The organism is Hymenobacter yonginensis, from assembly GCF_027625995.1.
GTDB lineage: Bacteria > Bacteroidota > Bacteroidia > Cytophagales > Hymenobacteraceae > Hymenobacter > Hymenobacter yonginensis.
Map to the genome: position 1 here is coordinate 1,773,437 of NZ_CP115396.1, position 24,279 is coordinate 1,797,715.

Consider the following 24,279-nt stretch of genomic DNA (forward strand, 5'->3'; position numbering starts at 1 on the left):
ACAGATCTTTACTCAAACTATTGCTGCTGCTAACCGGGCTGCTTGGCCAGCTAGGCGCCACGGCCCAGCAGCGCGGCACCCGCTACCCCGAGCAATACTATGGCTTCCGGTGTGCCTCCGACAGCCTGCAGCAGCTGGAATGGGCCCGCAACCCGGCCGCTGAGCGCGAATACCGCGCCTTTATCCGGAGCGTGGCCATGATGCCCGCCGCCGAGCAGGCCCGCCTGCTGGCCGCCCCCGACGTAACGGTGCCGGTGGTGGTGCACGTTATTCATTCGGGCACCGGCAACAACATCACCGAGGCGCAGGTGAACGATGCCATCCGCATCCTGAACGAGGACTTCAGCAAAACCAACCGCGACACGGCCGACGTGATTCCGGAGTTTCAGCCACTATATGCCAACGTGGGCTTCCGGTTCCGGCTGGCCAAGAAAGACCCCGACGGCAACTGCACTACCGGCATCACGCGCACCTACTCCACCCAAACCAACGTCGGCGATAACAACGTGAAGAACGTGATTCGCTGGGACCCCAACCGCTACCTCAACATCTGGGTGGTGGAAGTGGCCAACGGGGCCGGCGGCTACGCCTACCTGCCCTGCGCCGGCACCGCCCTCGACGGCATCGTGATTCGCAACGGGCAGTTTGGCAGCACGGGCCGCTCCTGCGGCAGCAACTTCTGCAACCGCTCGCTCACCCACGAAGTAGGCCACTACTTTGGCCTGCCCCACACCTGGGGCCCTTCCAACACGCCCGGCACCGCCTCCAACTGCGGCCTCGACGACGGCATTGCCGACACGCCCAACACGTCGGGCGTTTCTTCCGGCTGCCCTTCCACCACCTACCGCCCTTGCAACGCCGACGGTACCGGCAGCACCACGCCCAACAACAACCCCACCGGCATTCTGGCCAACGTGCAGAACTACATGGACTATGCCACCTGCGCCAAGATGTTCACGCTGGGCCAGAAAACGGTGATGCGCGCCTCGCTCACCCGCTTCTGCCGCTCCACGTTGGTATCGGCCCAGAACCTGCTGGATACCGGCACCAACGACGGCTATCAGGGCGGCATCTGCGCGCCAGTGGCCGCCTTCCGGCCTTCTACCAGCAGCGTGTGTGAAGGCGGCAGCATCACCTTCACCGACTACTCCTACAACTACAACTACGTGGCCGCCACCACCCAGTTCGACTGGCGCTTCACGGGTGGCACGCCGGCCACCAGCACGGCCCGCAACCCCGTGGTGACCTATCCCACGGCTGGCACCTACGACGCCACGCTCATCATCATCACCCCGAACGGGCGCGATACGCTGAAGCTGGATCGGGTAGTGCAGGTGCTGGGCGCCAACTCCGGCGAGCAGGCCCCACTGATTGAGTCGTTTGAAAATGCCGACTTCCCCAACAACTACGCCGGCACCCCGGTCCGCAACTGGACCATCACCTCCTCCATACCCGGCGCAAACCCCTTCAGCTGGCAGCGCGCCAACGGCACGGCAGCCACCGGCGTAGCCTACCTGCTGGCCCCCAACCCGTCGTTGCCGGATGGTACGTTGAGCACGCTCACTTCGCCCAACATCAACCTGAGCAGCATCGGCACCACCCCCACCTTGAGCTTTGAGCGTGCCTATGCCCGCCGCTCGGCCACCATCAACGACGTGCTGCGCATCTCGTTCAGCACCGACTGCGGGGCTACGTGGTCGGCACCGCTGACCTACAACGCTGCCGCCCTCGACACCAAGAACGGGGCCATCATCACCAACTTCGTGCCTACCAGCCGCGCCGATTGGCAGACCACGACCATTCCGCTGCCGCTGGCTTACCAGGGTGCTACCAAGTTCCTGGTGCGGTTTGAGGCAGTGAGCAACGTGGGCAACCGTATCTGCCTCGACAACGTGCGCCTGCTCGACCCGCAGGCCCCGCTGGCCAACCAGGAGGCCGAACTGGCCCGCCGCGGCATCAGCGTGTTCCCGAACCCGCTGACCGCTGAAACCGCCGTGCATTTCACCCTGACCACCGCCACCCGCGCCGCCGTACGCCTCACCGACATGCTGGGCCGCGAAGTAGCGCAGGTAGCTGCCAAAACCTACGGCACGGGCGCCCAGAGCATCCGCCTGCAAGGCGCGGCCGGCCAGCCGTTGACTTCCGGCGTGTACCTGGTGCACCTCACCCTCGGCGACCAGACCTTCACCACGAAGGTGCTGGTGAATTAGCCGGTTCCACTACCTTTTGAAGCCCCCGGTGCCAGTTGGCGCCGGGGGCTTTTTTTGATGCCTGTCAGCGCTGAATCGGCAGACTGATGACCGCGCCGGGTCTGTGCCTATCTTTGGGGCTTCATTCCTGATTCACTTTTTCCGCATGATGCGCAAACAGAAGCCCGTCAAAGACTCGTTCGTGATTATGACCGAGCTGGTGCTGCCCAACGACACCAACACGCTCAACAACCTGATGGGCGGCCGGATGATGCACCTGATGGACATTGCCGCCGCCATTGCCGCGCAGAAGCACTCCAACCGCATTGTCGTGACGGCCTCCGTCGACAACGTGTCGTTTCGGGAGGGCATCCGGCTGGGCAGCGTCGTGACGCTGCAGGCCCAGGTGACGCGGGCATTTGCCTCCAGCATGGAAGTGCACATTGATGTGTGGGCCGAGGACATTCCGAGCGGCACCCGCATCAAAAGCAACGAGGCCTTCTTCACCTTCGTGGCCGTCGACCAGTCGGGCCGCCCGATTGACGTGCCCGAGGCCCTGCCCGAAACGCCCGAGGAAATTGCCCTTTACGATGGCGCCCTGCGCCGCCGCCAGCTGCGCCTGGTGCTGGGCGGCCGCATGAAGCCCGAAGAAGCCACCGAGCTGAAGGCTTTGTTCGCCATGGAGTAGCCGGGCGGCGGGGCCATCCAGCCCCGCGCAGCTACCTGCGCCGTTTCCTGGACGCTTTCCCCTATCTTCCAACCTATGGATACTGCCGCTTCCCTCGCCTTCTTCCAGAACTTCTACACCGACGTGTCGCTGTACGTAGTGCCCGATTCGCAGCCCGCCGCGCCAGCGGAGTCGGCAGTTGCGCCGGCAGCGTCTGCGCTACCGCAGGCAGTGGCAGCGGCTGCGGCGCCCGTAGCAGCCAATCCAGCGCCGGCAGCGGCGGCTAAACCCACCGTTCAGGCAGCCCCGGCACTACCCGCCACGCCGCAACCAGCGCCGGTTGCGGCGGCAGTGCCTCCCACTCCAGCGCCACCAGTACCGGCCCCGGCACCCGCGCCGGTGGTGCCGCCCGTTAAGGTGCCGGTTGACGCGGGGCCGCTGTTCAACTCGTTCACGCTGGCCGAGCTGCCGGCCGCGCCGGTGGCGCCGCCTTCGCAGCCGGGCCGGGTGCAGCCCACGCCTACTCAGTCGCCGGTGGCGCACATTCCGTTTTCCACCATGGGCAGCAACCCCAACGGCCTGCTGATTCTGGTGCGGGTGTCGCCCGATGAGTTCCGGAAGCTGCCCCGCAACGTGTTCCTCAACAACATCCTCAAGGCCATCCGGCTGGTGATGGAAGACGTGGTGCTGGTGAACGTGGAGCACGAGAAGTTTCCGGTGGCGCTGTGCAGTTTGCGCCAGCATCTGGCCGCCCGGCAGTTTCTGGCCTTCGGCAAAAACCTGCTCGACGTGGCCGTATACACCACTCAGCCCTACGAGCCGGTGTTGCTTTACGGCGACACGGCCTTCCTCGGCGCCAGCGAAATTAAGATGCTGGAGTACGATGCTGGCCGCAAAAAGCAGCTCTGGCAGTCCATGCAACGGATGTTTCTGGGGTAACCGCCAGCCGCTGTCGTTTCAGCTACAAAGCCTCTTTGCCGCTCCCATGCGGCAAAGAGGCTTTTTTTATGTCAAACAACTGAATTACAACATATTATCAACTAAGAAAATATCATCTAAAAACAGGCTAATGCGCGTTAGCTCAGGAAAAAAGGCGGCGCTTTAGTTGAATGAGCCGGTGGTGTAGCCTAACTTACTGTTTCGCAACGACTTCGGGCAGCCTGCCCGCCTTCCGGTTATCTGCCTATGACTTCCGACACCGCCCAGGGCCTGTACCGCCCCGAATTCGAGCACGATGCCTGCGGGACTGGCTTCATCACCTACCTCAACGGCCGCAAAACCCACCAGACCGTCATCGACGCGCTGACCATGCTCGAAAACATGGAGCACCGCGGCGCCTGCGGCTGCGATACCGACTCCGGCGACGGGGCCGGCCTGCTCATTCAGATTCCGCACTGGTTTCTGCTGGAGGAGTGCACCGCCCTCAGCATCCGCCTGCCCGAGCCGGGCAGCTACGGCGTGGGCACGGCCTTTTTGCCCAAGGATGACAAGCTGCGCGCGGCCTGCCATACGGTGATAAACGGCGCGGCGGCGCGGCTGGGCTTTCCGCTGCTGGGCTACCGGCCGGTGCCGGTGAACCCGGCCGGTATCGGCCCCACGGCGCTGGCCGCCGAGCCGGTGATGGAGCAGGTGTTTTTCGGCCGGCCGGCCGGCATTGTCACCACCGAGGATTTTGAGCGCAAGCTCTACGTGCTGCGGCGGCTGATTTTCAAGACGGTGCGCGAGACCGTACCGGCCGCGATGGACGTGTTTTACTTCGCCTCGCTCTCCTGCAAAACCATCGTGTACAAGGGCCAGCTCACCACCTACCAGGTGCGCGGCTACTTCCCTGATTTGAGCGACGAGCGGGTGGTGTCGGCCTTCGGGCTGGTGCACTCGCGGTTTTCGACCAACACCTTCCCGAGCTGGAAGCTGGCCCAGCCTTTCCGCTTCCTGGCGCATAATGGTGAAATAAACACCCTGCGCGGGAATCTGAACTGGTTTTACGCGGGGCTGCGCAACTACGTGTCGCCCTACTTCTCGGCCGAGGAGATGGACATGCTGCTGCCGGTGGTCGATGCCGGGCAGTCGGACTCGGCCTGCCTCGACAACGTGGTGGAAATCCTGCTGCACTCGGGCCGGCCGCTGCCGCACGTGATGATGATGCTGGTGCCCGAAGCCTGGGACGGCAACACCCAGATGGACCCGCTCAAAAAGGCCTTCTACGAGTTCCACGCCACGTTTATGGAGCCCTGGGACGGTCCGGCCGCCCTCATTTTCACCGATGGCCAGCAGATTGGAGCCATGCTCGACCGCAACGGCCTGCGCCCCCTGCGCTACCTCGAAACCACCGACGGCCGCGTGCTCGTCGCCTCCGAAGCCGGCGTGCTCCCCATCGACCCCGCCACCGTGGTGCAGAAAGGCCGCCTGCAGCCCGGCAAAATGCTGCTGGTCGACACTGTGGCCGGCCGCATCGTCACCGACGAGGAGCTGAAGGCCCAGGCCGCCGGCCGCCAGCCCTACGGCGCGTGGCTGAACGAGTACCAGATTCGCCTCGAAGAGCTGCCCGAGCCCCGCCAGATGTTCACGGACCTGGCCGCCGACGCGGTGTTCAAATACCACCAGGTGTTTGGGTACACCCGCGAGGACATCGACGTGCTCATCACGCCCATGGCCGTGGAGGGCAAGGAGCCCATCGGCTCGATGGGCGTGGACGTGCCCCTGGCCGTGCTGAGTGACCAGCCCCAGCACCTGAGCAGCTACTTCAAGCAGTTTTTCGCGCAGGTCACCAACCCGCCCATCGACCCCATTCGGGAGCGGCTGGTGATGAGCCTGGCCACCTTCCTGGGCAACAACGGCAACATTCTGGATGAGGACAAGCACCACTGCCACTGCGTGGCCCTGCGCCAGCCCATCCTGAGCAACCACGAGCTCGAAAAGCTGCGCAGCATCGACACCGGCATGTTCAATGCCAAGACCCTGCAAACGTATTTCAAGGCCGACGGGCTGCCCGGCGCGCTCGAGCGCGGCCTCGCCCGCCTCTGCCGCTACGCCGAGGATGCGGTGAACGACGGCTTCGAGGTGCTGATTCTGTCGGACCGCGCCGTGGACTCCGAGCACGCGCCGATTCCGTCGCTGCTGGCCGTTTCGGCCGTGCATCACCACCTGATTAAGCTCGGTTTCCGCGGCTCGGTGGGCCTGGTAGTGGAGGCCGGCGACGTGTGGGAAGTGCACCATTTCGCCTGCCTGCTCTCGTTCGGGGCTACGGCCATCAACCCCTATCTGGCCCTCTCCACGGTGCGGACTATGCGCGAGGCGGGCCACCTGAACACCTCGCTCGACCAGGCCCAGCTCACTTACAACTACATCAAAGCCGTGTGCGACGGGCTGCTGAAGATTTTCTCGAAGATGGGGATTTCGACTTTGCAGAGCTACCACGGCGCGCAGGTATTCGAGATTCTGGGCCTGAACCAAGCCGTGGTGGACGCCTATTTCTGCGGCGCGGTCACGCGCATCGGCGGGCTAGGGCTCGATGAAATAGCCCGCGAAACGCTGTACAAGCACTTTCAGGGCTTCAAAACCAGCACCCCCGAAGAGCAAGTGCTGCTGCCCGACGGCGGCCTCTACCACTGGCGGCGGCGCGGCGAGGCCCACATGTTCAACCCCGAAACCGTGCACCTGCTGCAGCTGGCCACGCGCACCAACAACTACGCCACTTACCAGCGCTACGCCAAGCTGGTGAACGAGCAGCCCGAGCGCATGTTTACGCTGCGCGGCCTGCTGGATTTTGCCCGCCACCGCGAGGCTATTTCGATTGAGGAGGTGGAGCCGGCCGAGGGCATCCTGAAGCGCTTTGCCACCGGGGCCATGTCGTTTGGCTCGATTTCGCACGAGGCGCACAGCACGCTGGCCATTGCCATGAACCGCATCGGCGGCAAGAGCAACACCGGCGAGGGCGGCGAAGACCCCATGCGCTACGAAATGATGCCCAACGGCGACTCCATGCGCTCGGCCATCAAGCAGGTAGCGTCGGCCCGCTTCGGCGTCACGGCCCACTACCTCACCAACGCCGACGAGCTGCAAATCAAGATGGCTCAGGGTGCCAAGCCCGGCGAGGGCGGCCAGCTCCCCGGCCACAAGGTGGACGAGTGGATTGCCAAGGTGCGCCACGCCACCCCCGGCGTCGGCCTGATTTCGCCCCCGCCCCACCACGACATCTACTCCATCGAAGACCTCGCCCAGCTCATCTTCGACCTGAAAAACGCCAACCGCGCCGCCCGCATCAACGTGAAGCTGGTGAGCAAGGCGGGCGTGGGCACCATCGCGGCTGGTGTGGCCAAGGCCCACGCCGACGTCATCCTCATCGCCGGCTACGACGGCGGCACGGGTGCCTCGCCCATCAGCTCCATCAAGCACGCCGGCCTACCCTGGGAGCTGGGCCTGGCCGAAGCCCACCAGACCCTGGTGCAGAACCAGCTCCGCAGCCGCGTAGTGCTGCAGGCCGACGGCCAGCTGAAAACCGGCCGCGACCTAGCCGTGGCTGCCCTTTTAGGGGCCGAAGAATGGGGCGTGGCCACCGCCGCGCTGGTAGCCGGCGGCTGCGTGATGATGCGCAAATGCCACCTCAACACCTGCCCCGTGGGCGTGGCCACGCAAGACCCCGAGCTGCGCAAGCTCTTCACCGGCCAGCCCGAGCATATCGTGAACCTCTTCCGCTTCCTGGCCGAGGAGTTGCGCGAAATCATGGCCGAGCTGGGCTTCCGGACGATAAATGAGATGGTGGGCCGCCCCGAGTTCCTGAAGGTGCGCGAAGGCATCACCCACTGGAAAGCCCGCCACCTCGACCTGAGCGGCATGCTGCACCCGGCCGCCAACAGCTCCGGCGGCACCCTGTATCAGAGCGAAGCGCAGGACCACGGCTTGGCCCACATCCTCGACTGGCAGCTGCTGGAGCATGCCCGTCCGACCCTGGACCACCAGACGCCGGTGTTCGGCGATTTCGAGGTGCAGAACACCGACCGCACCATCGGCACGCTGCTTTCGAATGAGATTGCCAAGCGCTACCACGCCGCCGGACTGCCCGCGAATACCATCAACTACCGCTTCCGCGGCTCGGCGGGGCAGAGCTTCGGGGCCTTCAGTGTGGCGGGCCTCTCGTTCGCGCTCGAAGGCGAGGCCAACGACTACGTAGGCAAGGGCCTGAGCGGGGCGCGGCTGGCCATTTTCCCCTCCCCCGCCGCCCACTTCGTGCCCGAGCAAAACATCATCATCGGCAACGTGGCGCTGTACGGGGCCACCTCGGGCGCGCTGTTCGTGCGCGGGCAGGCCGGCGAGCGGTTTGCGGTGCGCAACTCGGGTGCCACCGCAGTAGTCGAAGGCGTGGGCGACCACGGCTGTGAGTACATGACCGGCGGCCGCGCCCTCATCCTGGGCCAGACGGGCCGCAACTTCGCCGCCGGCATGAGCGGCGGCATCGCCTGGATTTACGACCCCAACGGCACCTTCCCGGCCAACTGCAACCCAGAAATGGTGGAGCTCGACCCGCTCGACACGGAGGACGAAGACCAGATTCAGACGCTGCTCCGGCAGCACGCGGAGCTGACGGGCAGCCAGGTAGCAGCCTTCCTGCTGGGCAACTGGGCGGAGGAGGCCGGGAAATTTGTGAAGGTGTTTCCGAGCGAGTACAAGAAGGTGCTGGCGAAGGCGCGGTATGCGACGGTGGGGTGAACAATGTAGAGACGCATACTTGCGTCTCGTCGTCCGCGCCGCCAGAACGAGGTAGAGACGCGACACTTCGCGTCTCGTCGTTGAACGACCGGAACCGCGCATAACCGCACAGCAATAACAACATCAGCAACGGCGAGACGCAACATATTGCGTCTCTACATCGCCCAACTATCAGCAACGATTGAGACGCAAATATGCGTCTCTACACAGTTCTAGAACATGGCCAACCCCACCGGTTTCAAACAATACGCCCGCGAGCTGCCGCCCAAAGCCGCCCCGCAGGAGCGCGTGGCCCACAACCGCGAGTTCGTGGGCACCTACGCCGAAGACCAGCTCACCCGGCAAGCGGCGCGCTGCATGGATTGCGGCATTCCCTTCTGCCATTCGGGCTGTCCGCTGGGTAACATCATCCCTGAATTCAACGACGCCGTGCGCGAGGAGAAATGGGAAGATGCCTACCAGATTCTCAGCGCCACCAACAACTTCCCGGAGTTCACCGGCCGCATCTGCCCCGCGCCCTGTGAGGCGGCCTGCGTCCTGAGCATCCACAGCAGCCCGGTGGCCATCGAGGAAATCGAGAAGCACATTATTGAAATTGCCTTCGCCAAAGGCTACGTGCAGCCGACGGCGCCGGTGCTGAAATCGGGCCGCACGGTAGCCGTGGTGGGCTCCGGTCCGGCGGGGCTGGCGGCAGCGGCGCAGCTGGCGCGGGCCGGCCACACCGTTACCGTGTTCGAGCGCGACGACCGGCCCGGCGGCCTGCTCCGCTACGGCATCCCCGATTTCAAGCTTGATAAGTGGGTCATTGACCGCCGCATCAAGCTGCTGGAGGACGACGGCATCACCTTCCGCTGCGGCGTCGAAATCGGGCGCGACATTTCGGGGGCCGAGCTCACCGCCGGCTTCGATGCCGTGGTGCTGGCCGGCGGGGCCAGCGTGCCGCGCGACCTCGCCATTCCTGGCCGCGAGCTGCCGGGCATCCACTTCGCCATGGACTACCTCACCCAGCACAACCGCCGGGTGAGCGAGCTGGGCATCGAAGACGCTGAAATCTGGGTGGAAGGCCAAGACGTGGTGGTGATTGGCAGCGGCGACACCGGGTCCGACTGCGTGGGCACAGCCAACCGCCAGCGGGCCCGCTCGGTCACGCAGTTTGCCCTGATGCACCAGCCTGGCACCGAGCGCCCCGCCCACACGCCTTGGCCGCTGGAGCCGCACATTTTCCGCAGCAGCACCTCGCACGAGGAAGGTTGCCAGCGCTACTGGGGCATCAATACCAAAGCTTTCCTGGCCGACGAGGCCGGCCAGCTCCGCGCCCTGCGCGTGAGCGACGTGACCTGGGAAACCGACGTGCTGGGCCGCCGCCTGCGCTTCGAGGAAGTGCCCGACTCCGACCGCGAAATCCCCTGCCAGCGGGTGATGCTGGCCCTGGGCTTCAGCGGCCCCCGCGTGTCGGGCCTGGTGGCGGAACTGGAACTGGCCCTAGACGAGTACGGAAACGTGCGCGCCGACGAGCGCGCCTACCGCACCTCCCGCCCCAATGTGTTCGTGGCCGGCGACATGCGCCGCGGGCAGTCGCTGGTGGTCTGGGCCATCTCGGAAGGCCGCGAGGCGGCGCGGGAAGTGGATGTGTTCCTGACGGGCAAAACGGCCCTGCCGAGCAAGAATGCGGTGGCGATGTTCAACTAGACGACCGCCCTACTCGACTCTGCCTGATATACTTATCGGATTACGGCTTTCCTCCTGGCTCTGAGAGCAAGCGCGAAGTGGTACGTCGCGGCAACCGCATAAAAAAAGCCGGCCCCCATCAGGAGCCGGCTTTGCTGCTTCTACTACGTGGCTGCTACTTCAGCACCGAGGCCAGCTTGGCTTCCAGGGCTTCGCCGCGCAGGTTTTTGCCGATGATGCGGCCCTGCGGGTCGAGCAGCACCGAGGCCGGGATGGACTTAATGCTGTAGGTCTGGCCGGCGGCCGACTCCCAGCCTTTCAGGTCCGAGACGTGCTTCCAAGTGAGGCCGTCGGCTTCGATGGCCTTCAACCACTTGCCGCGGTCCTGGTCGAAGCTCACGCCGTAGATTTCGAAGCCTTTGCCTTTGTACTTGTTGTAGGCGCGCACCACGTTGGGGTTTTCGCGGCGGCAGGGGCCGCACCAGCTGGCCCAGAAGTCAATCAGCACGTACTTGCCGCGCAGGCTGCTCAGCGGCAGCGGCTTGCCATCGGGCGCCAGCAGGCTGATTTCGGGGGCGGCGGCGCCTACGGCCGTGCTGCGCATAGGTTCGATTTTGGCCACCAGCGCCTTGGTATAGCGCGAGTCGGGCAGCGTGGTTTTGAATTGCGTGGTCATGGAATCCACGAAGCCGAACTGCTCCTCTGGGTTGATCAGGTTGGCCACCACGAAGGCCGACACCACCGACTTGGGGTTCTGCTGCACCAGCGCCTTGATGCCCTTGGTGCTACGGGCCTGCGCATCGTAGAACTTCTTCTCGATGGCCTGCATGGAATCGGTGCGATTGGCGGCGGCGTTCTGGTTGTAGCGCGCCTCCAGCTGGCTCATCTGGCCCTTCGACTGCTGCATGGTGCGGTTGAGCTGCTGCAGCAGCTCCGAGTCTTTGGAGCCCTTCACGGTGTAGGTTTCAGCCAGCTTCTGGGCGTCACCGGACAGCTCTATGCTGCTGCCGTTGCTCAGGGCCAGCAGCACCTGGCTCTGGTCGGTGGTTTTCACCTGGTAGAGGCCGGGCTCGGGCACGGTGCCCGTGAACCGGAAGTTGCCCTTGTCGTCGAGGGTGGCCGTGTCGCGCGAGATGAACTGGGTGTCGCCCAGCTCGGCCAGGTAGAGCTTGGTGCCGGCCGGGGCGTTGGTGAGCTGGCCGCTCAGCTGGTAGCCGACGCCCTCGGTGGTGCCGGCGGTGGGCGGCGTGTTTTTGGTGCAGGCATTAGCCATGCCCAGCACAGCGCCAACAATCAGCAGACTCTTCATTTTCAACATATTCAGAAGAAAAACCGGCCGGGTGCCGGCAGTTAGGTAGGCAAAGGACAGCCAAAGCCGCCGCAAGTTGCCACTTTCAGCCGGATTTGGGAAAAGGTCGGCTGGTTGAGGCCCACAACAGCGGCCAGGGTTTCCGGGTTTCCTGAAGCTCTGGGAAACCCGGAAACCCCGGCCGCTTAACTGCACACTTATCTGGCGCACCGCTGCCCGGGCGGTGCTGGGGCACCTAGGGCAGCAGCTCCGCCAGCTTTTTGGTCAGGTCTTCGCCGCGCAGGTCTTTGGCAATAATGCGCCCCTGCGGATCAAGCAAAAACGACGAAGGAAACTTGTAGATGTTATACACGGTGCTGGCCACGCTGGTGTCGGAGGGCTCGTCGCGCACCTGCGGCCACGGCAGGCCATCTTTCTGAATGGCAGCCAGCCAGGCGTCTTTCTTACTGTCGGCCGACACGCCGTAGATTTCAAATCCTTTGCTTTTGAACCGCTGGTACGTGCGAACCAGTTCGGGATTTTCCTGCCGGCAGGGGCTGCACCAGCTGGCCCAGAAGTCAACCAAAACGTACTTGCCGCGCAGGCTGCTCAGGGCCAAAGGCGGGCCCTCGGGTGTGGGCAGCTGCATAGCCGGCGCCAGCTGGCCAAGGGCCGTGCGCTGGCGCATGCGTTGGTAGCGCAGCAGCTGCTGCGTGTGCGGCGAGGCCGGCCACTGCCGCTCGTAGCGGGTGGTAGCCGAATCCAGAAACGCTACTTCGGCCGGCTCCTCGGTGCCGCTGAGCAACGTCGCGGCCACGTAGGGCGCCACATACGACGCCTGCCCAGCCACGCGCCGGGCGGCCGCCCGGAACGCCGCGAAAGTGGCATCCCACTCCTGCCCGATGCGGCGTAGCGCGGCCGTGTCGGTGGTGGTGGAGCGCCGCTGGGCCAGGGTGTCGATGTGGGACATCAGCCGGAACTGCTCCTGATTCATGCGGGCCAGCATGGTGGCTTCCGTGGTGCCCGTGATGTCGCCGGTGCGCCGGAGCTGGGTGGCGTCGGCGCGCAGCTGCAGGCGGCTGCCGGGCGCCAGCGCCACGTCAGTCGTCCAGCGCTGGCCGTCTACCCGCAGGCTATGTACTCCCGGACTCGCCACCGTGCCTCGCAGCTGGAAACGGCCTTTCGCATCCGTTCGGGCCGAGTCTATCGGCAAGGCTTGCCCGGTTTGGTCGTCGATGAGAAGCACCCGCGTACCAGCCGGGGCGTTGGTGAGCTGGCCACGCACCTGATAATTGGGAGCCGGGCGGCGGGGCGCCTGCGCAACGGCTTCAGTAGACGCTGCCACCAGGGAGGCCAGCGCTATCAATGGGATAAAATACTGCATCTGGGATAAGAATCAAACCAAGTAAAAAAACACCCCCTATCAACTGAGTTAATTGATAGGGGGTGCGTTGCATGTGCACCGGATTTAGCCCGGCTTAGGCGTCGAGCTTCTGGCGCAACAGCTGGTTGGCCATTTTTGGGTCGGCTTTGCCGCCGGTGAGCTTCATCAGCTCGCCCATAAACATACCCGTGAGGCTCTTTTTGCCGGCGCGGTACTCGGCCACCTTGGCCGGGTTAGCGTCGAGCACCTGCTGAATCATGGCTTCCAGCGCGCCGGAATCCGACTGCTGGAGCAGGCCCTGCGCCTCGGCGGCGGCGGCGGCGGTGTGCGTGGGGTTGTCGAGCAGGAACGGGAACAGCTGCTTGCTGGCTACCGAGTGGCCCACCTTGTTGTCGTCGATGAGCTGGATGATGTCGGCCAGGTGCTGCGGGCTGAGCGGGAACTGGTCGAGGGTGAGGGCGCGCTCGTTGAGGTAGGCTTTCACCGGGCCGGTTACCCAGTTGGCGGCGGCTTTGGCGTTGGGCGTCAGGCGGGTCAGGGCATCAAAGTAGAGCGCCACTTCCTTTTCGGCCGTGAGCACCGTGGCGTCGTAATCCGAGAGGCCCAGCTCGCCGGTGAAGCGGGCGTAGAGCTGCGCCGGCAGGGCCGGCAGCTCGCTCTGCACGCGGTGCAGCCACTCGTCGGAAATGATAACCGGCGGCAGGTCGGGCTCCGGGAAGTACCGGTAATCGTTCATGGTTTCCTTGCTGCGCTGGCCGTTGGTGGTGCCAGTGGCCGCGTCGAAGCCGCGGGTTTCGGAGTCGATGATTTCGCCGGCTTCCACCAGCGCAATCTGCCGCTCAATCTCGTACTCGATGGCCCGCTGCACGTTGCGGAAGGAGTTCATGTTCTTCACCTCCACCTTCACGCCAAACTGGGTGGCGTCTTTGCGCATCACCGAAATGTTGGCGTCGCAGCGCAAAGAGCCCTCTTCCATGTTGCCGTCGCAGATGCCGAGGTACTCCACCAGCTTCTTGATTTCGGCCAGGTAGGCGTAGGCTTCCTCGGCGGTCCGGATGTCGGGCTCACTCACGATTTCGATGAGCGGCACGCCGGCGCGGTTCAGATCCACGAGGGTTTCCACCTCGCCGGCCAGGTGCATGCTCTTGCCCGCGTCCTCCTCCATGTGGATGCGGGTGATGCCGATTTTCTTCACCGAGCCATCGGCCAGGCGGATATCCACGTGGCCTTCGGTGCAGATCGGGGTTTTGTCCTGCGTAATCTGGTAGCCCTTGGGAAGGTCGGGGTAGAAGTAGTTTTTGCGCGCAAACAGGTTGTCGCGGCGGATGTGGCAGTTGGTGGCCAGGCCCATTTTCATGGCAAACTCCACGGCCGAGTAGTTCACGCGCGGCAGCGTGCCGGGGTGGCCCAGCGTAATGACGCTCAGGTTGTTATTGGGCAAAGCGCCGTACTCGTTTTCGTCGGAAGAGTACATCTTGCTGCGCGTGAGCAGCTGGGCGTGTACTTCGAGGCCGATGACGGGCTGGTATTTGGATTTGATGCTGTCGTCCATAAGAGGGAATTGGGCGGGTTGGCCGCCGGGGCCGCAAGTTAAAACTATCTGCCCGAGAAAAAGCGCCGGCACCGACCAGATGGTCGGTGCCGGCGGTAATATCCCGGACGGGGCTATTCGGTCTTCCCTACCGGAGCTTTCGTCCACTGCCGGCCGTGGTGCCACAGCCAGTACAGCAGCCCGAAATGGAGAAACCAGTAAAACAAATGGCCCATTGCCCGGCCTGCGCCAGCCGCATCCAGGCGGCCGCTGAAGATGAACAACACCCCACCTATGGCTTGCAGCAGCGCCTGAACCTGGCCAACTGCCGCCAGCGCCAATACCACTGCCAGTCCTATCAATACATATCCCAGCACTCGCTTCATACGTCGGCAGGCTTAGTCGTTGAAGACCGGGATGTAAGCGGCCTGGAAGTTGTTGGCGGCGCGGTTGTAGGCATCCATCAACTTGCTGTTCTGGGCGTTGTAGGCCTTGATGTAGCCGTTGAAGGTGTCCACGTCCACTTTGGTGAGCTTGTCCTTGTTTTCGATCAGCTCGGTCATCTTCTTGAACTGGTTGGCGCTCCAGATCAGGTAGAACTTGGCGTAGTCGCGGGTGGCGTCGCGGTACTGGGTGTCTTTGCCGCGGAAGGCAGGCACGGCGTTGAGCTCGGCCAGGGCTTTGTCGGTTTCGGCGGCCAGCAGCACGCGGGCAGCCTCGAAGTCGGCGGCGTTCTGGGCGTTGAGGCCGTCGGTGAGCTTGGCATTGGCCTTTTCCACCCGGAAGAACGCCAGAAACACCTTGTGCTGGTAGGTGTTCACCTCCGACACCTGCCGGATGACGGCGCTCATCTTGCGGGCCTCGGCGTCTTCGCTCATGGTCATCTTGTAGCGGGCAGCAAAGCGCTTCTGCGCGGCTTCCATACTGTCGCCGGCCACTTCCAGCTTCTGCTCGGCGGCTTCCACGGCGTCGAAGTAGCGCTGCATGGCTTCCAGGCTCTGCGTGCGGCTGGCGGCCAGCGAGTTTACCTGCTTGTAGTCGGCGGCATACACGTCCAGCATCTGCTGAAACGCGGCTTTGGCCCGGTCGCGGAACTCAGTGTTGCCCTCGTAGCCGGGCATGTGCGAGATTTTAGCCAGCGAGGCCTTATTCTGGGCTACCACGTCCTGGCGGCGGGCCTCAATCTTGCGCTCGTTTTCGCTGTGGGCCGCCTTGCTGATGTAGCGCAGGTTTTTCTTCTGCATGATCAGCTGCTCGGCCACAATGGCGTTGTTGTAGGCGCCCGGGTCGGTGAAGGCCTGCCCCAAAGCGGTGGTGGAAACGGCCGCCAACAGGATGGCCGCAGCGAGAGTAGAAATGCGCATAGCGTAACAGTGAGGGTGAGAAAACGGAAGAAATCAGCGAAGGGCAAATGGCGACTTTGTTACTTAAGCGCAAAGTTGATGGGCACCGTGTAGCTGACGCGTACTGGTTGGCCATCCTTCCGGCCGGGCTGGAAACTGCGTAGCTGGCGCACTACCCGCATGGCTTCGGCATCGGTTTCAGGGGACAGCGACTGAATGACGCGGACGTTTTCAATTTCCCCCTTCGCACTCAATACAAAACCAACCTGCACCTTGCCCTGCACTTTGTTGCGAAGCGCCGTACCTGGGTAGCGCACGTTGTGGGCAATAAAACTGAGCAGCGCGTCCTGCCCGCCCCGGTACACGGGCAGCTGCTCGTACTCGAAATAGGCAACCGGCTGCCCATCGGCATCGAAACACTCCCCGGCCGTGCGACGGCCTTCCACAAACTGGTCGCGACGGCGCAGTTTGCCATCGGGATAGTACACCAACAGTTCGCCGTGCCGCTTGCCCGCCACGTAATCCTCTCGGGTGTGGGGCTTGCCGTTCTCGTACCAAGTGGTGCAGGTGCCGTGCAGCTGGCGCTTCTTCAGATCAGCGAAGAAGAGCACTCCCAGGAGGCTGCCGCTGGGGTAAAACTCGCGCACGATGCCGCCCAGACTGTCGCGGCGGATGGTTTCAACACGGTGATGGGCGTTTTGCGCCGACGGCAGCTTCTCCCCGTCCTCAGAGTAATACTCGACTGTTGTGGCTGGTGCCGGGCCGGCCGGGGCCTGCTGGGCATAGGCAGCGCTGCTGCCCGTCAGCCACAAGGCAAATAGAATTCGTTTCACGCGGGCAATACTGGATAATAATAGACACAGCAGGAGTTGCGGCCAACTGGCCCGGTGTCCCCTGCTCAGCCAAAATTACAGTGTTACCGCCAAACTGCAAACCCGCCCGAAGACGCTGCAACGCCACACTCAACCGGCCGGAAACAGCAGCGTGAACGTGCTGCCGCGCCCCAGCTCACTGGCCACGGCCAGCTCAATGCCCAGCAACGCGCAGGCCCGCGCCACGATGGACAGGCCCAGCCCGGTACCGCCGATTTCCTTGTGCGCCAGGGCGTCGGAGCGATACAGCGGGTCGAAGATGCGGCCCAGGTCTTCGGGCCGGATGCCGATGCCCTCATCGGAAATGGTGCAGCGCTGGCGGGCGCCGGCCTCATCCAGCGCTACCGTGATGGTGGAGCCGGCCGGCGAATATTTCACGGCGTTATCCAGCAGGTTGTCCAGAATCAGGTCTACCAGATAGGGGTCGGAGTGGATGGGCGGCGTGTCGGCGTCCTGCACGTCTACCCGGATGCGGCGGGCTTCCAGGGCAGCGCGGCGGCGGTGCAGCACGTCGTGCACGCTGCTGAGCACTGGCAGCTCCTGCCGGTGCTCAACCTGCGGGGCACTGTCAAAGCGGGCCAGCAGCAGCAGCTGGTCCACGAGGTGCGTGAGGCGGTCTATTTCCTGAACGCTGAGCGTGATGTTCTCGACGTACTCGGCGGCGCTGCGGGGCTTGCGCACCAGCACTTCCAGCGTGCCCTTGAGCACGGCCAGCGGCGTGCGCAGCTCGTGCGAGGCGTCGGCCGTGAACTGCTTTTCGCGGACCACGGCTTTTTCCATGCGCTCCAGCAATTGGTTGATGGCCGAGGCCAGCGTGTGCAGCTCGTCGGGGCGGGGCGGCAGGGCAATGCGCTCGGCCAGGTTGCTCTGGGTGATGCGGTTGGTGGTAGCCGTAATGGCCGCAATGGGCGAAATACTGCGCCCCGCCAGCAGCCGCGCAATGCCAAACAGCACCAGCAGCACCACTGGAAACGAGCCCAGCAGCACCGTTTCCAGACTTTGCAGCACGTGCATCGCCGACTCCGAGGAAATGGCGGCCAGCAGGTAGCCCACCGGCCGGCCGTTGCGCAGCACCGGCTCCTGCACCTGCCGGATAGCCTCGCCGCGCAGCAGCGCGTTCAGCGGCACGTGGCCGTCGGCGGCCGGGTCGAACACCAGGCGGGCATTGTTGAGGTTGGGCGAGCGGTCCATGGGGCGGCCCTGCAGGTCGGCCACCTGAATAAACACCGGATTCACTTGCACCTCACGGTGCTCCCGCTCCTGCCATTCTTCCTTGCGGGCAAACCGAAACCGGCCGTTTTCCACCACCAGCTCCCTCATGTGCTTGGCCGCCTCGAAGCGCAGGCTGGCATCCAGATCGGCATACACCTGGTTTTTCACCACGCCATACACCATGCCATACACCACCGCCACCAGCGCCGCCGTAGCCAGTATGTAGTGCAGCGCAATCCGGTTTTTGAAGGTGAAGGGCATTTTTGTTTGTGATGAGGTGATGAGGTGATGAGGTGATGAGGTGATGAGGTGACAGGTGACAGGTGACAGGTGACAGGTAAAGAAAGAACGTCATTCCGAGCGGAGCGAGGAATCTCGCGTGCTGACGTTGCAATGCTTTTCATACGTCAGCACGCGAGATTCCTCGCTCCGCTCGGAATGACGGCCTGACGTTTCACCTCATCACCCCATCCCCTCTTCACCCCATCACCCCAACAAAAAAACCTAATCCCGGGCGACGTAGCCGATGCCGCGGATGGTTTGCAGGTAGTCGTCGTCTTTGCTGAAGCCTAGCTTCTTGCGCAGCGCGTTCATGTACACGTCGATGACGCCGGTGTTGTATTCGAAGTGAATATCCCAGACGTTTTCGATGATACTCTGGCGGCGGCAGACTTTGCCTTTGTGGCGCAGCAGGTATTCCAGCAGCGCAAACTCCTTCTGAGTCAGGGCAATTTCCTGCTGGTCTTTGTAGACCTGGTGCGTGCCCACGTCCAGAACGACGGGGCCGACCGTGAAACGCTCGGTTTCACCAGTGGGCGCGGGTGCGGGGCGCAACTGCACCCGGATACGCTCCAGCAGCTCCTCGAAATGAAAGGGCTTCTTGATGTAGTCGTTGGCGCCGGCCTGCAGGCCCGCCACAGTGTCGGGCACGGTGTCTTTGGCGGTGAGGAAGATGAGGGGCGTGGCCTGGTGGGCCGCGCGCAACTGCCGGCACAGCTCCAGCCCAGTGAGGCCGGGCAGCATCCAGTCCACGAGCAGCAGGTCGTAGGCACCGGCCAGCGCGCGGGCCAGGCCGGTGGTGCCGTTGTCGGCCACGTCCACGGCAAAACCTTCTTCCTCCAGGCCCTGCTTCAGAAAGCGCGCAATGCCGGGCTCGTCTTCGATTACCAGAATATGCATGAGGCCCGGGAGTAGCGAAATGGCGCACGGCAACGGCCGGCCGCCGCGAAACAGTCTGCGAACCTAACCACAAACCAGGCGGCAAGATGCCGGCCAGCAGTGGCAAAATGGCATTTTAAGAAAACTTTAAGTTGGTTGTAAGGCCCCGCTAAGGCGCGGTGCCGTTCTTTGCAGCATCAAATCCGGCCCGGCCGGGCCCGTCTTTGGTATGAGAAGTCTCGTTTCCCTGTTGCTGAGTGTGCTGATGCTGGCCAGCAGCCTGCTGCCGCGCCACGACCTGGCCGAGCTGGGCCGGCTGCCGCGCCTGCTGGAGCACTACCGCCAGCACCAGGCCCTGCCCGGCTCTCTCAGCTTCGGCGAGTTTCTGGTGCTGCACTACAGCAGCACCGGCCGCCAGACGCACACCGGCCGCACCCCCACCGAGCACCAGGACCTGCCCCTGCACGACTGCCACCACGCCGCCGTGCCGGTGCTGTGCGTGCTGCCCACCGTGCTGGTGCTGCCCGTGACTTTTGCCAGCTGGCCCGCCCCGGCCTATCAGCCGGCCGCCCACCCCTGCTGCCCCAGCGGCCACGCCTCGGGCCGCTGGCAGCCGCCCTGCGCCTAGCGCCGCGTGCCCGCCGCCGCTTTGGTGGCGCCTCCCTCCTCCCGTTTTATTTCTTGCTGTCTGCGTTTCTTCGGGGTCTACCCGTAGAGCAGTCTGCCCCTGAGCGCGCCCCGCTGTTGCGCTAAGTGGCTGAGCGGCTGCGGCAACTCCGCTGCGGCTCTTGGTCGCGCTTATAGAGCTGTGCCGGCCGGCTGCCCGTGCTCCGGCCAGCTTCTTTCCCTTCTTCTATCCGACTTCTGATGCTTTCTAAAATCATAGCTGCCAGTATCCGCAACAAGCTGATGGTGGTGCTGATGCTGGTGGCCCTGGTGGGCTGGGGCGGCTACTCGGCCCTGCACCTGCCCCTCGATGCCATTCCCGACGTGACCAACAACCAGGTGCAGGTCATCACCCAGAGCCCCGCGCTGGCCGCTCAGGAGGTGGAGCAGCTGCTCACGGTGCCGCTGGAGCTGCAGCTGCGCACCATTCCCGGTGTCACCGAAATCCGCTCGATTTCCCGCTTCGGGCTATCGGTGATTACCGTGGTGTTCGACGACGACGTGCCCACGCTGCAGACCCGGCAGCTGGTGGCCGAGAAGCTCACCACCGCCCAACCCGACCTCGGCGACAACGCCCGCCCCCAGATGGCCCCGATTACCACCGGCCTGGGCGAGATTTTTCAGTACAGCATCCGGGTGAAGAAGGGCTACGAAGGCCGTTACTCGCTGGCGAAGCTGCGCGACGTGCAGGACTGGCTGGTGAAGCGCCAGCTGGCCGGCGTGCCCGGCGTGGTAGACGTGAGCAGCTTCGGCGGTATGGTGCGCCAGTATGAGGTGAGCGTCAGCCCCGACCGCCTCAACGCCGCCGGCGTGACCATGCCCGAGCTGTTCCAGGCCCTGCAGGACAACAACGCCAACACCGGCGGCAGCTACCTGGAGCGCGGCCCCAACGCCTACTTCATCCGGGGCGAAGGCCGCGTAAACTCACTGCAGGACATCGGCACCATCGTCATCAAGCAGGCCAGCCAGAACGCCCCGCTGCTGGTACGCGACGTGGCCGACGTGCGCTTCAGCCACTCCGTCCGCTACGGCGCCATGACCCGCAACGGCCAGGGCGAAACCGTGGGCGGCATTGTGCTGATGCTGAAAGGCGCCAGCTCCGAGCAGACCATCAAGGGCGTGAAGGAGCGGGTAGATGAAATCGAGAAAACCCTGCCCGCCGGCCTGGAAATTCTGCCCTTCCTCGACCGCACCAAGCTCATCGACAAGGCCATTGCCACCGTGAGCCGCAACCTGCTGGAGGGCGCCGTGATTGTGCTGGTGGTGCTGCTGGTGCTGCTCGGCAACGGGCGCGCCGGGCTGGTGGTGGCCTCCATGATTCCGCTGTGCATGCTGTTTGCACTGGGCATGATGCGCACGTTTGGCGTGTCGGCCAACCTGATGAGTTTGGGCGCGCTGGACTTCGGGCTGATTGTGGACGGGGCCGTGATTATCGTGGAAGCCATGATCTTCCACATCGTGCACTTCCGCACTCAGACCGCGCACGAAACCATGGACCAGGTGGCCGAAACCGCCGCCACCCGCCTGATGCGCTCGGCCCTGTTCGGGCAGCTCATCATCCTCATCGTGTACTTCCCCATTCTTGCCCTCACCGGCATCGAGGGCAAGATGTTCCGGCCCATGGCCCTGACCGTGAGCTTCGCCATTATGGGCGCCATGCTGCTGTGCCTCACCTACGTGCCGGCGGTGTCGGCGTGGGCGCTGCGCAAGGACATCAAGGAGGAAGGCACCCTCGCCGACCGCATCATGAAGTTTCTGTACCGCGGCTACAAGCCGCTGATAGAGGGCGCCCTGCGGATGCGGGTGGCGGTAGTGGCGGCGGCCGTGGCGCTGCTGGTGCTGGCCGGCTGGCTGTTTTCGCGCATGGGCGGCGAGTTTATTCCGCAGCTTGACGAGGGCGACTTCGCCGTGAACGTGACTTTGGCCCCCGGCTCGTCGCTGGCCCAGAGCATTGCCACCACCACCCAGGTGCAGCAGATTCTGCTGAAAAACTTCCCCGAGGTCCTTCAGGTGGTGGGCAAAATCGGCACCTCCGAAATCCCCACCGACCCCATGTCGTTCGAAGACTCCGACCAGATGGTGATTCTCAAAGACCAGAAAGACTGGACCTCAGCCACCTCCCGCGAGGAGCTGGCCAACAAGATGCAGCAGGCCCTGGCCGGCGTGCCGGGCGTGAGCATGGAGTTTCAGCAGCCCATTCAGATGCGTTTCAACGAGCTGATTTCGGGCGCCAAGTCGGATATCAGCATCAAAATCTACGGCGACGACCTGGCCCTGCTTTTCGAGAAGGCCAACCACGCCGCGGCCCTCATCCGCCCGCTGGCCGGCGTCGGCGACCTGAAGGTGGAGCAGATTGCGGCCCTGCCGCAGCTACGCGTGACTTACGACCGCCAGAAAATGGCCCAGTACGGTTTGCGCATCTCTGACCTGAACGCGCTGCTGCGCACCTCGTTTGCCGGCGACGTGGCCGGGCAGGTGTACGAGGGCGAGCGGCGCTACGACCTGGTGGTGCGCCTCGACAGCGCCAGCCGCCAGGGCTTGCAGGATCTGCGCAACCTCTACGTGGATACGCCCACGGGCCAGAAGATTCCGCTGGAGGAAGTGGCCACTGTGGCCTACCGCAGCGCCCCGGCCCAGATTTCGCGCGACGACGCCCGCCGCCGCATCAACATCGGGGTGAACGTGCGCGGCCGCGACGTGCAGAGCCTGGTGGAGGAAATTCAGGGCCGGCTGGACCAGGGTTTGAAGCTGCCCGCCGGCTACACCATCAAGTACGGCGGCGCCTTCGAGAACCTGCAGCAAGCCAAAGCCCGCCTGAGCGTGGTTGTGCCCATTTCGCTGGCCTTGATTTTCCTGCTGCTTTATCTGTCGTTTCAGTCGGTGAAGCAGGCGGCCCTGATTTTTACGGGCATTCCGCTGGCTACCATCGGCGGCATTCTGGCGCTGTGGCTGCGCGGGATGCCGTTCAGCATTTCGGCCGGCGTGGGCTTCATTGCGCTGTTTGGGGTGGCCGTGCTCAACGGCATCGTGCTGGTGGCCAGCCTCAACGAGCTGGCCCTGGAAGGCGTCCGCAAAGTGCGCGAGCGGGTGCTGCGGGCCACTGCCGAGCGGTTCCGGCCGGTGCTGCTCACGGCCTCGGTGGCCTCGCTGGGCTTCCTGCCGATGGCGCTAAGCACCTCCGCCGGCGCCGAAGTGCAGAAGCCGCTGGCTACCGTCGTTATCGGCGGGCTGATTACGGCCACGCTGCTCACGCTGCTGGTGCTGCCCGTGCTTTATACCTTCTTCACCAATGACGACGAGGAAGCGCCGGCTGCCGAAACACACGCGGAGCCAGACGCCCCGACCCCCAATACCGGCGCGGTATCCGCAGTGGCCCTGGGCCTGCTTCTGTTGTTGCTGCCCTTCAGCGGCTTCGCTCAAACCAACCCCGCGCCGCCCGCCCCTACCGGCCCGCTTACCCTGCAGCAGGCGCTGCAAACCGGCCTGAGCCAGAACCTGTCGGTGCAGTCGTCGGCGCTGCAGGTGCAGCAGCAGCGGGCCCTCACCCGCACCGGCTACGACATTCCGCGCACCGTGCTCGACTACCAGCGGGGCCAGATTTCGGGCGGCCTGATTGATCAGAGCTTCAACGTCATTCAGCAAACGGCCCTGCCCACCGTGTACGCCGCCCAGCGCCGGCTGCTGGAAAGCCAGGCCCTCACGGCCGAGCAGCGCGGCCGCGTGCAGCGCCGCGAGCTAAGCCAGAACATCCGCAGCAGCTACTCGCAGCTGCTGCTCACGTACCGCCGCGCCGCCCTGCTACGCCGCCAGGATAGCCTCTACCGCCGGGCCGCCCGGGCCGCCCGCATCCGCTACCAGGTGGGCGAAACCAACCGTCTGGAGCAGGTGTCGGCCGAGGCCCGCTCGCGGGAGCTGCAGAACCGGCTGGCCACCACGGCCACCGAGCTGGCCGTGCGCCAACAGCAGCTGGCGCTGCTGCTGGGCAGCGGCCAACCCGCCGCCATCGACACCAGCGCCAGCCTCGTGGCCCAGCTCAGCCCCGCCGATACGGCCACCCTCTCCCCCGACTCCAACCCCACCCTGGGCCTTTTGCAGCAGGAAGTAGCGCAAAGCCAGCTGCAGACCCGCGTGGAGCAGCTGCGCCGCCTGCCCGACGTGCGGGTGGGCTACTTCAACCAGACCATCAATAAGGAGCGCGGCTTTCAGGTGGTGCAGGGCGGCATTTCGGTGCCGCTGCTGGGTGGCGCGCAGAAGGGCCGCATTGCGGCGGCCCGCCTCGGCGAGCAGGTGGCGGCCAACCAGCTCACCTACGCCACCACCCAGCTTGCCGGCCAGCTGGGCCAGATCCGGCAGCAGCTTGCCCGCGCCCGCGCCTCGCTCAGCTACTACGAGCAGTATGCGTTGCCCCAGGCGAAACTCATTTTGAGCACCGCTGAGAAAAGCTTTCGGGCCGGCGACATCGACTACGTGACCTACGTGGTGAACACCGAGCCGGCCTGGCAGATCCAGCAGGCCTACCTCGACCAGGTGCAGCAGTACAACGAGTACGTTATTGCCCTGCAGGGCCTCAGTGGCGCCGACTGATGCGCCTCTCT

The 24,279-nt window shown here is 64.3% G+C and carries 15 protein-coding genes; 7 read left to right on the forward strand and 8 right to left on the reverse strand.

Features of this window, described 5'->3' with window-relative positions; translation table 11 throughout:
• Nucleotides 1-20 precede the first annotated feature (20 nt).
• From O9Z63_RS07775 to O9Z63_RS07795, 5 genes are all read left to right on the forward strand, one after another.
• Nucleotides 21-2,210: a M43 family zinc metalloprotease gene (locus tag O9Z63_RS07775; protein ID WP_270128728.1), complete on the forward strand. Its 2,190-nt coding sequence runs from the start codon at nucleotides 21-23 to the stop codon at nucleotides 2,208-2,210.
• 148 nt (nucleotides 2,211-2,358) lie between these two features.
• Complete coding sequence (locus O9Z63_RS07780) at nucleotides 2,359-2,877, forward strand: acyl-CoA thioesterase (protein WP_408613893.1); 519 nt, start codon at nucleotides 2,359-2,361, stop codon at nucleotides 2,875-2,877.
• Nucleotides 2,878-2,952: 75 nt separating this feature from the next.
• The gene (locus tag O9Z63_RS07785; protein WP_270128730.1) at nucleotides 2,953-3,795 is read left to right on the forward strand and encodes a hypothetical protein; all 843 of its coding nucleotides are present in this window, start codon (nucleotides 2,953-2,955) and stop codon (nucleotides 3,793-3,795) included.
• A 246-nt stretch (nucleotides 3,796-4,041) separates the two neighbouring features.
• Nucleotides 4,042-8,562 (forward strand): glutamate synthase large subunit, encoded by a 4,521-nt coding sequence (gene gltB, locus O9Z63_RS07790; RefSeq protein WP_270128731.1) that lies wholly within the window; start codon nucleotides 4,042-4,044, stop codon nucleotides 8,560-8,562.
• A gap of 219 nt (nucleotides 8,563-8,781) precedes the next feature.
• Nucleotides 8,782-10,251 (forward strand): glutamate synthase subunit beta, encoded by a 1,470-nt coding sequence (locus O9Z63_RS07795; protein ID WP_270128732.1) that lies wholly within the window; start codon nucleotides 8,782-8,784, stop codon nucleotides 10,249-10,251.
• Nucleotides 10,252-10,405: 154 nt separating this feature from the next.
• Here the strand turns inward: O9Z63_RS07795 and O9Z63_RS07800 are convergent, their stop codons facing one another.
• The 8 genes from O9Z63_RS07800 to O9Z63_RS07835 form a co-directional block, all read right to left on the reverse strand.
• Nucleotides 10,406-11,548, reverse strand: coding sequence for a TlpA disulfide reductase family protein (locus O9Z63_RS07800; protein WP_270128733.1), 1,143 nt, complete (start codon nucleotides 11,546-11,548; stop codon nucleotides 10,406-10,408).
• 226 nt (nucleotides 11,549-11,774) lie between these two features.
• Entirely contained in the window at nucleotides 11,775-12,902 is a 1,128-nt protein-coding gene (locus O9Z63_RS07805; RefSeq protein WP_270128734.1) for a TlpA disulfide reductase family protein, read from the reverse strand.
• Between the two features lie 94 nt (nucleotides 12,903-12,996).
• On the reverse strand, nucleotides 12,997-14,454 hold the full coding sequence (gatB, locus tag O9Z63_RS07810; RefSeq protein WP_044017598.1) for an Asp-tRNA(Asn)/Glu-tRNA(Gln) amidotransferase subunit GatB: 1,458 nt from the start codon (nucleotides 14,452-14,454) through the stop codon (nucleotides 12,997-12,999).
• Between the two features lie 113 nt (nucleotides 14,455-14,567).
• The gene (locus O9Z63_RS07815; RefSeq protein WP_270128735.1) at nucleotides 14,568-14,819 is read right to left on the reverse strand and encodes a hypothetical protein; all 252 of its coding nucleotides are present in this window, start codon (nucleotides 14,817-14,819) and stop codon (nucleotides 14,568-14,570) included.
• A 12-nt stretch (nucleotides 14,820-14,831) separates the two neighbouring features.
• Nucleotides 14,832-15,797 (reverse strand): LIC11966 family surface protein, encoded by a 966-nt coding sequence (locus tag O9Z63_RS07820; protein ID WP_270128736.1) that lies wholly within the window; start codon nucleotides 15,795-15,797, stop codon nucleotides 14,832-14,834.
• A gap of 59 nt (nucleotides 15,798-15,856) precedes the next feature.
• Nucleotides 15,857-16,609 carry an energy transducer TonB gene (locus O9Z63_RS07825; RefSeq protein ID WP_270128737.1) on the reverse strand — a complete coding sequence of 251 codons (753 nt, stop codon included), beginning with the start codon at nucleotides 16,607-16,609 and terminating at the stop codon, nucleotides 15,857-15,859.
• Between the two features lie 129 nt (nucleotides 16,610-16,738).
• Nucleotides 16,739-18,121 carry a sensor histidine kinase gene (locus O9Z63_RS07830; protein ID WP_270128738.1) on the reverse strand — a complete coding sequence of 461 codons (1,383 nt, stop codon included), beginning with the start codon at nucleotides 18,119-18,121 and terminating at the stop codon, nucleotides 16,739-16,741.
• 243 nt (nucleotides 18,122-18,364) lie between these two features.
• Complete coding sequence (locus tag O9Z63_RS07835; protein ID WP_270128739.1) at nucleotides 18,365-19,039, reverse strand: response regulator transcription factor; 675 nt, start codon at nucleotides 19,037-19,039, stop codon at nucleotides 18,365-18,367.
• A gap of 208 nt (nucleotides 19,040-19,247) precedes the next feature.
• Here O9Z63_RS07835 and O9Z63_RS07840 point away from each other — a divergent pair, with 208 nt between their 5' ends.
• Both O9Z63_RS07840 and O9Z63_RS07845 read left to right on the forward strand, forming a co-directional pair.
• Nucleotides 19,248-19,646: a hypothetical protein gene (locus O9Z63_RS07840; RefSeq protein WP_270128740.1), complete on the forward strand. Its 399-nt coding sequence runs from the start codon at nucleotides 19,248-19,250 to the stop codon at nucleotides 19,644-19,646.
• 239 nt (nucleotides 19,647-19,885) lie between these two features.
• On the forward strand, nucleotides 19,886-24,268 hold the full coding sequence (locus tag O9Z63_RS07845) for a CusA/CzcA family heavy metal efflux RND transporter (protein WP_270128741.1): 4,383 nt from the start codon (nucleotides 19,886-19,888) through the stop codon (nucleotides 24,266-24,268).
• Nucleotides 24,269-24,279 lie beyond the last annotated feature (11 nt).

Excerpts from the sequence above, each read along its gene's own strand:
- gltB (WP_270128731.1), top strand. The coding sequence starts at position 4,042 with ATGACTTCCGACACCGCCCAGGGCCTGTACCGCCCCGAATTCGAGCAC.
- O9Z63_RS07815 (WP_270128735.1), bottom strand. The coding sequence starts at position 14,819 with ATGAAGCGAGTGCTGGGATATGTATTGATAGGACTGGCAGTGGTATTG.
- O9Z63_RS07785 (WP_270128730.1), top strand. The coding sequence starts at position 2,953 with ATGGATACTGCCGCTTCCCTCGCCTTCTTCCAGAACTTCTACACCGAC.
- O9Z63_RS07830 (WP_270128738.1), bottom strand. The coding sequence starts at position 18,121 with ATGCCCTTCACCTTCAAAAACCGGATTGCGCTGCACTACATACTGGCT.
- O9Z63_RS07840 (WP_270128740.1), top strand. The coding sequence starts at position 19,248 with ATGAGAAGTCTCGTTTCCCTGTTGCTGAGTGTGCTGATGCTGGCCAGC.
- O9Z63_RS07795 (WP_270128732.1), top strand. The coding sequence starts at position 8,782 with ATGGCCAACCCCACCGGTTTCAAACAATACGCCCGCGAGCTGCCGCCC.
- O9Z63_RS07800 (WP_270128733.1), bottom strand. The coding sequence starts at position 11,548 with ATGTTGAAAATGAAGAGTCTGCTGATTGTTGGCGCTGTGCTGGGCATG.
- O9Z63_RS07835 (WP_270128739.1), bottom strand. The coding sequence starts at position 19,039 with ATGCATATTCTGGTAATCGAAGACGAGCCCGGCATTGCGCGCTTTCTG.
- O9Z63_RS07780 (WP_408613893.1), top strand. The coding sequence starts at position 2,359 with ATGCGCAAACAGAAGCCCGTCAAAGACTCGTTCGTGATTATGACCGAG.
- O9Z63_RS07820 (WP_270128736.1), bottom strand. The coding sequence starts at position 15,797 with ATGCGCATTTCTACTCTCGCTGCGGCCATCCTGTTGGCGGCCGTTTCC.
- O9Z63_RS07845 (WP_270128741.1), top strand. The coding sequence starts at position 19,886 with ATGCTTTCTAAAATCATAGCTGCCAGTATCCGCAACAAGCTGATGGTG.
- gatB (WP_044017598.1), bottom strand. The coding sequence starts at position 14,454 with ATGGACGACAGCATCAAATCCAAATACCAGCCCGTCATCGGCCTCGAA.
- O9Z63_RS07805 (WP_270128734.1), bottom strand. The coding sequence starts at position 12,902 with ATGCAGTATTTTATCCCATTGATAGCGCTGGCCTCCCTGGTGGCAGCG.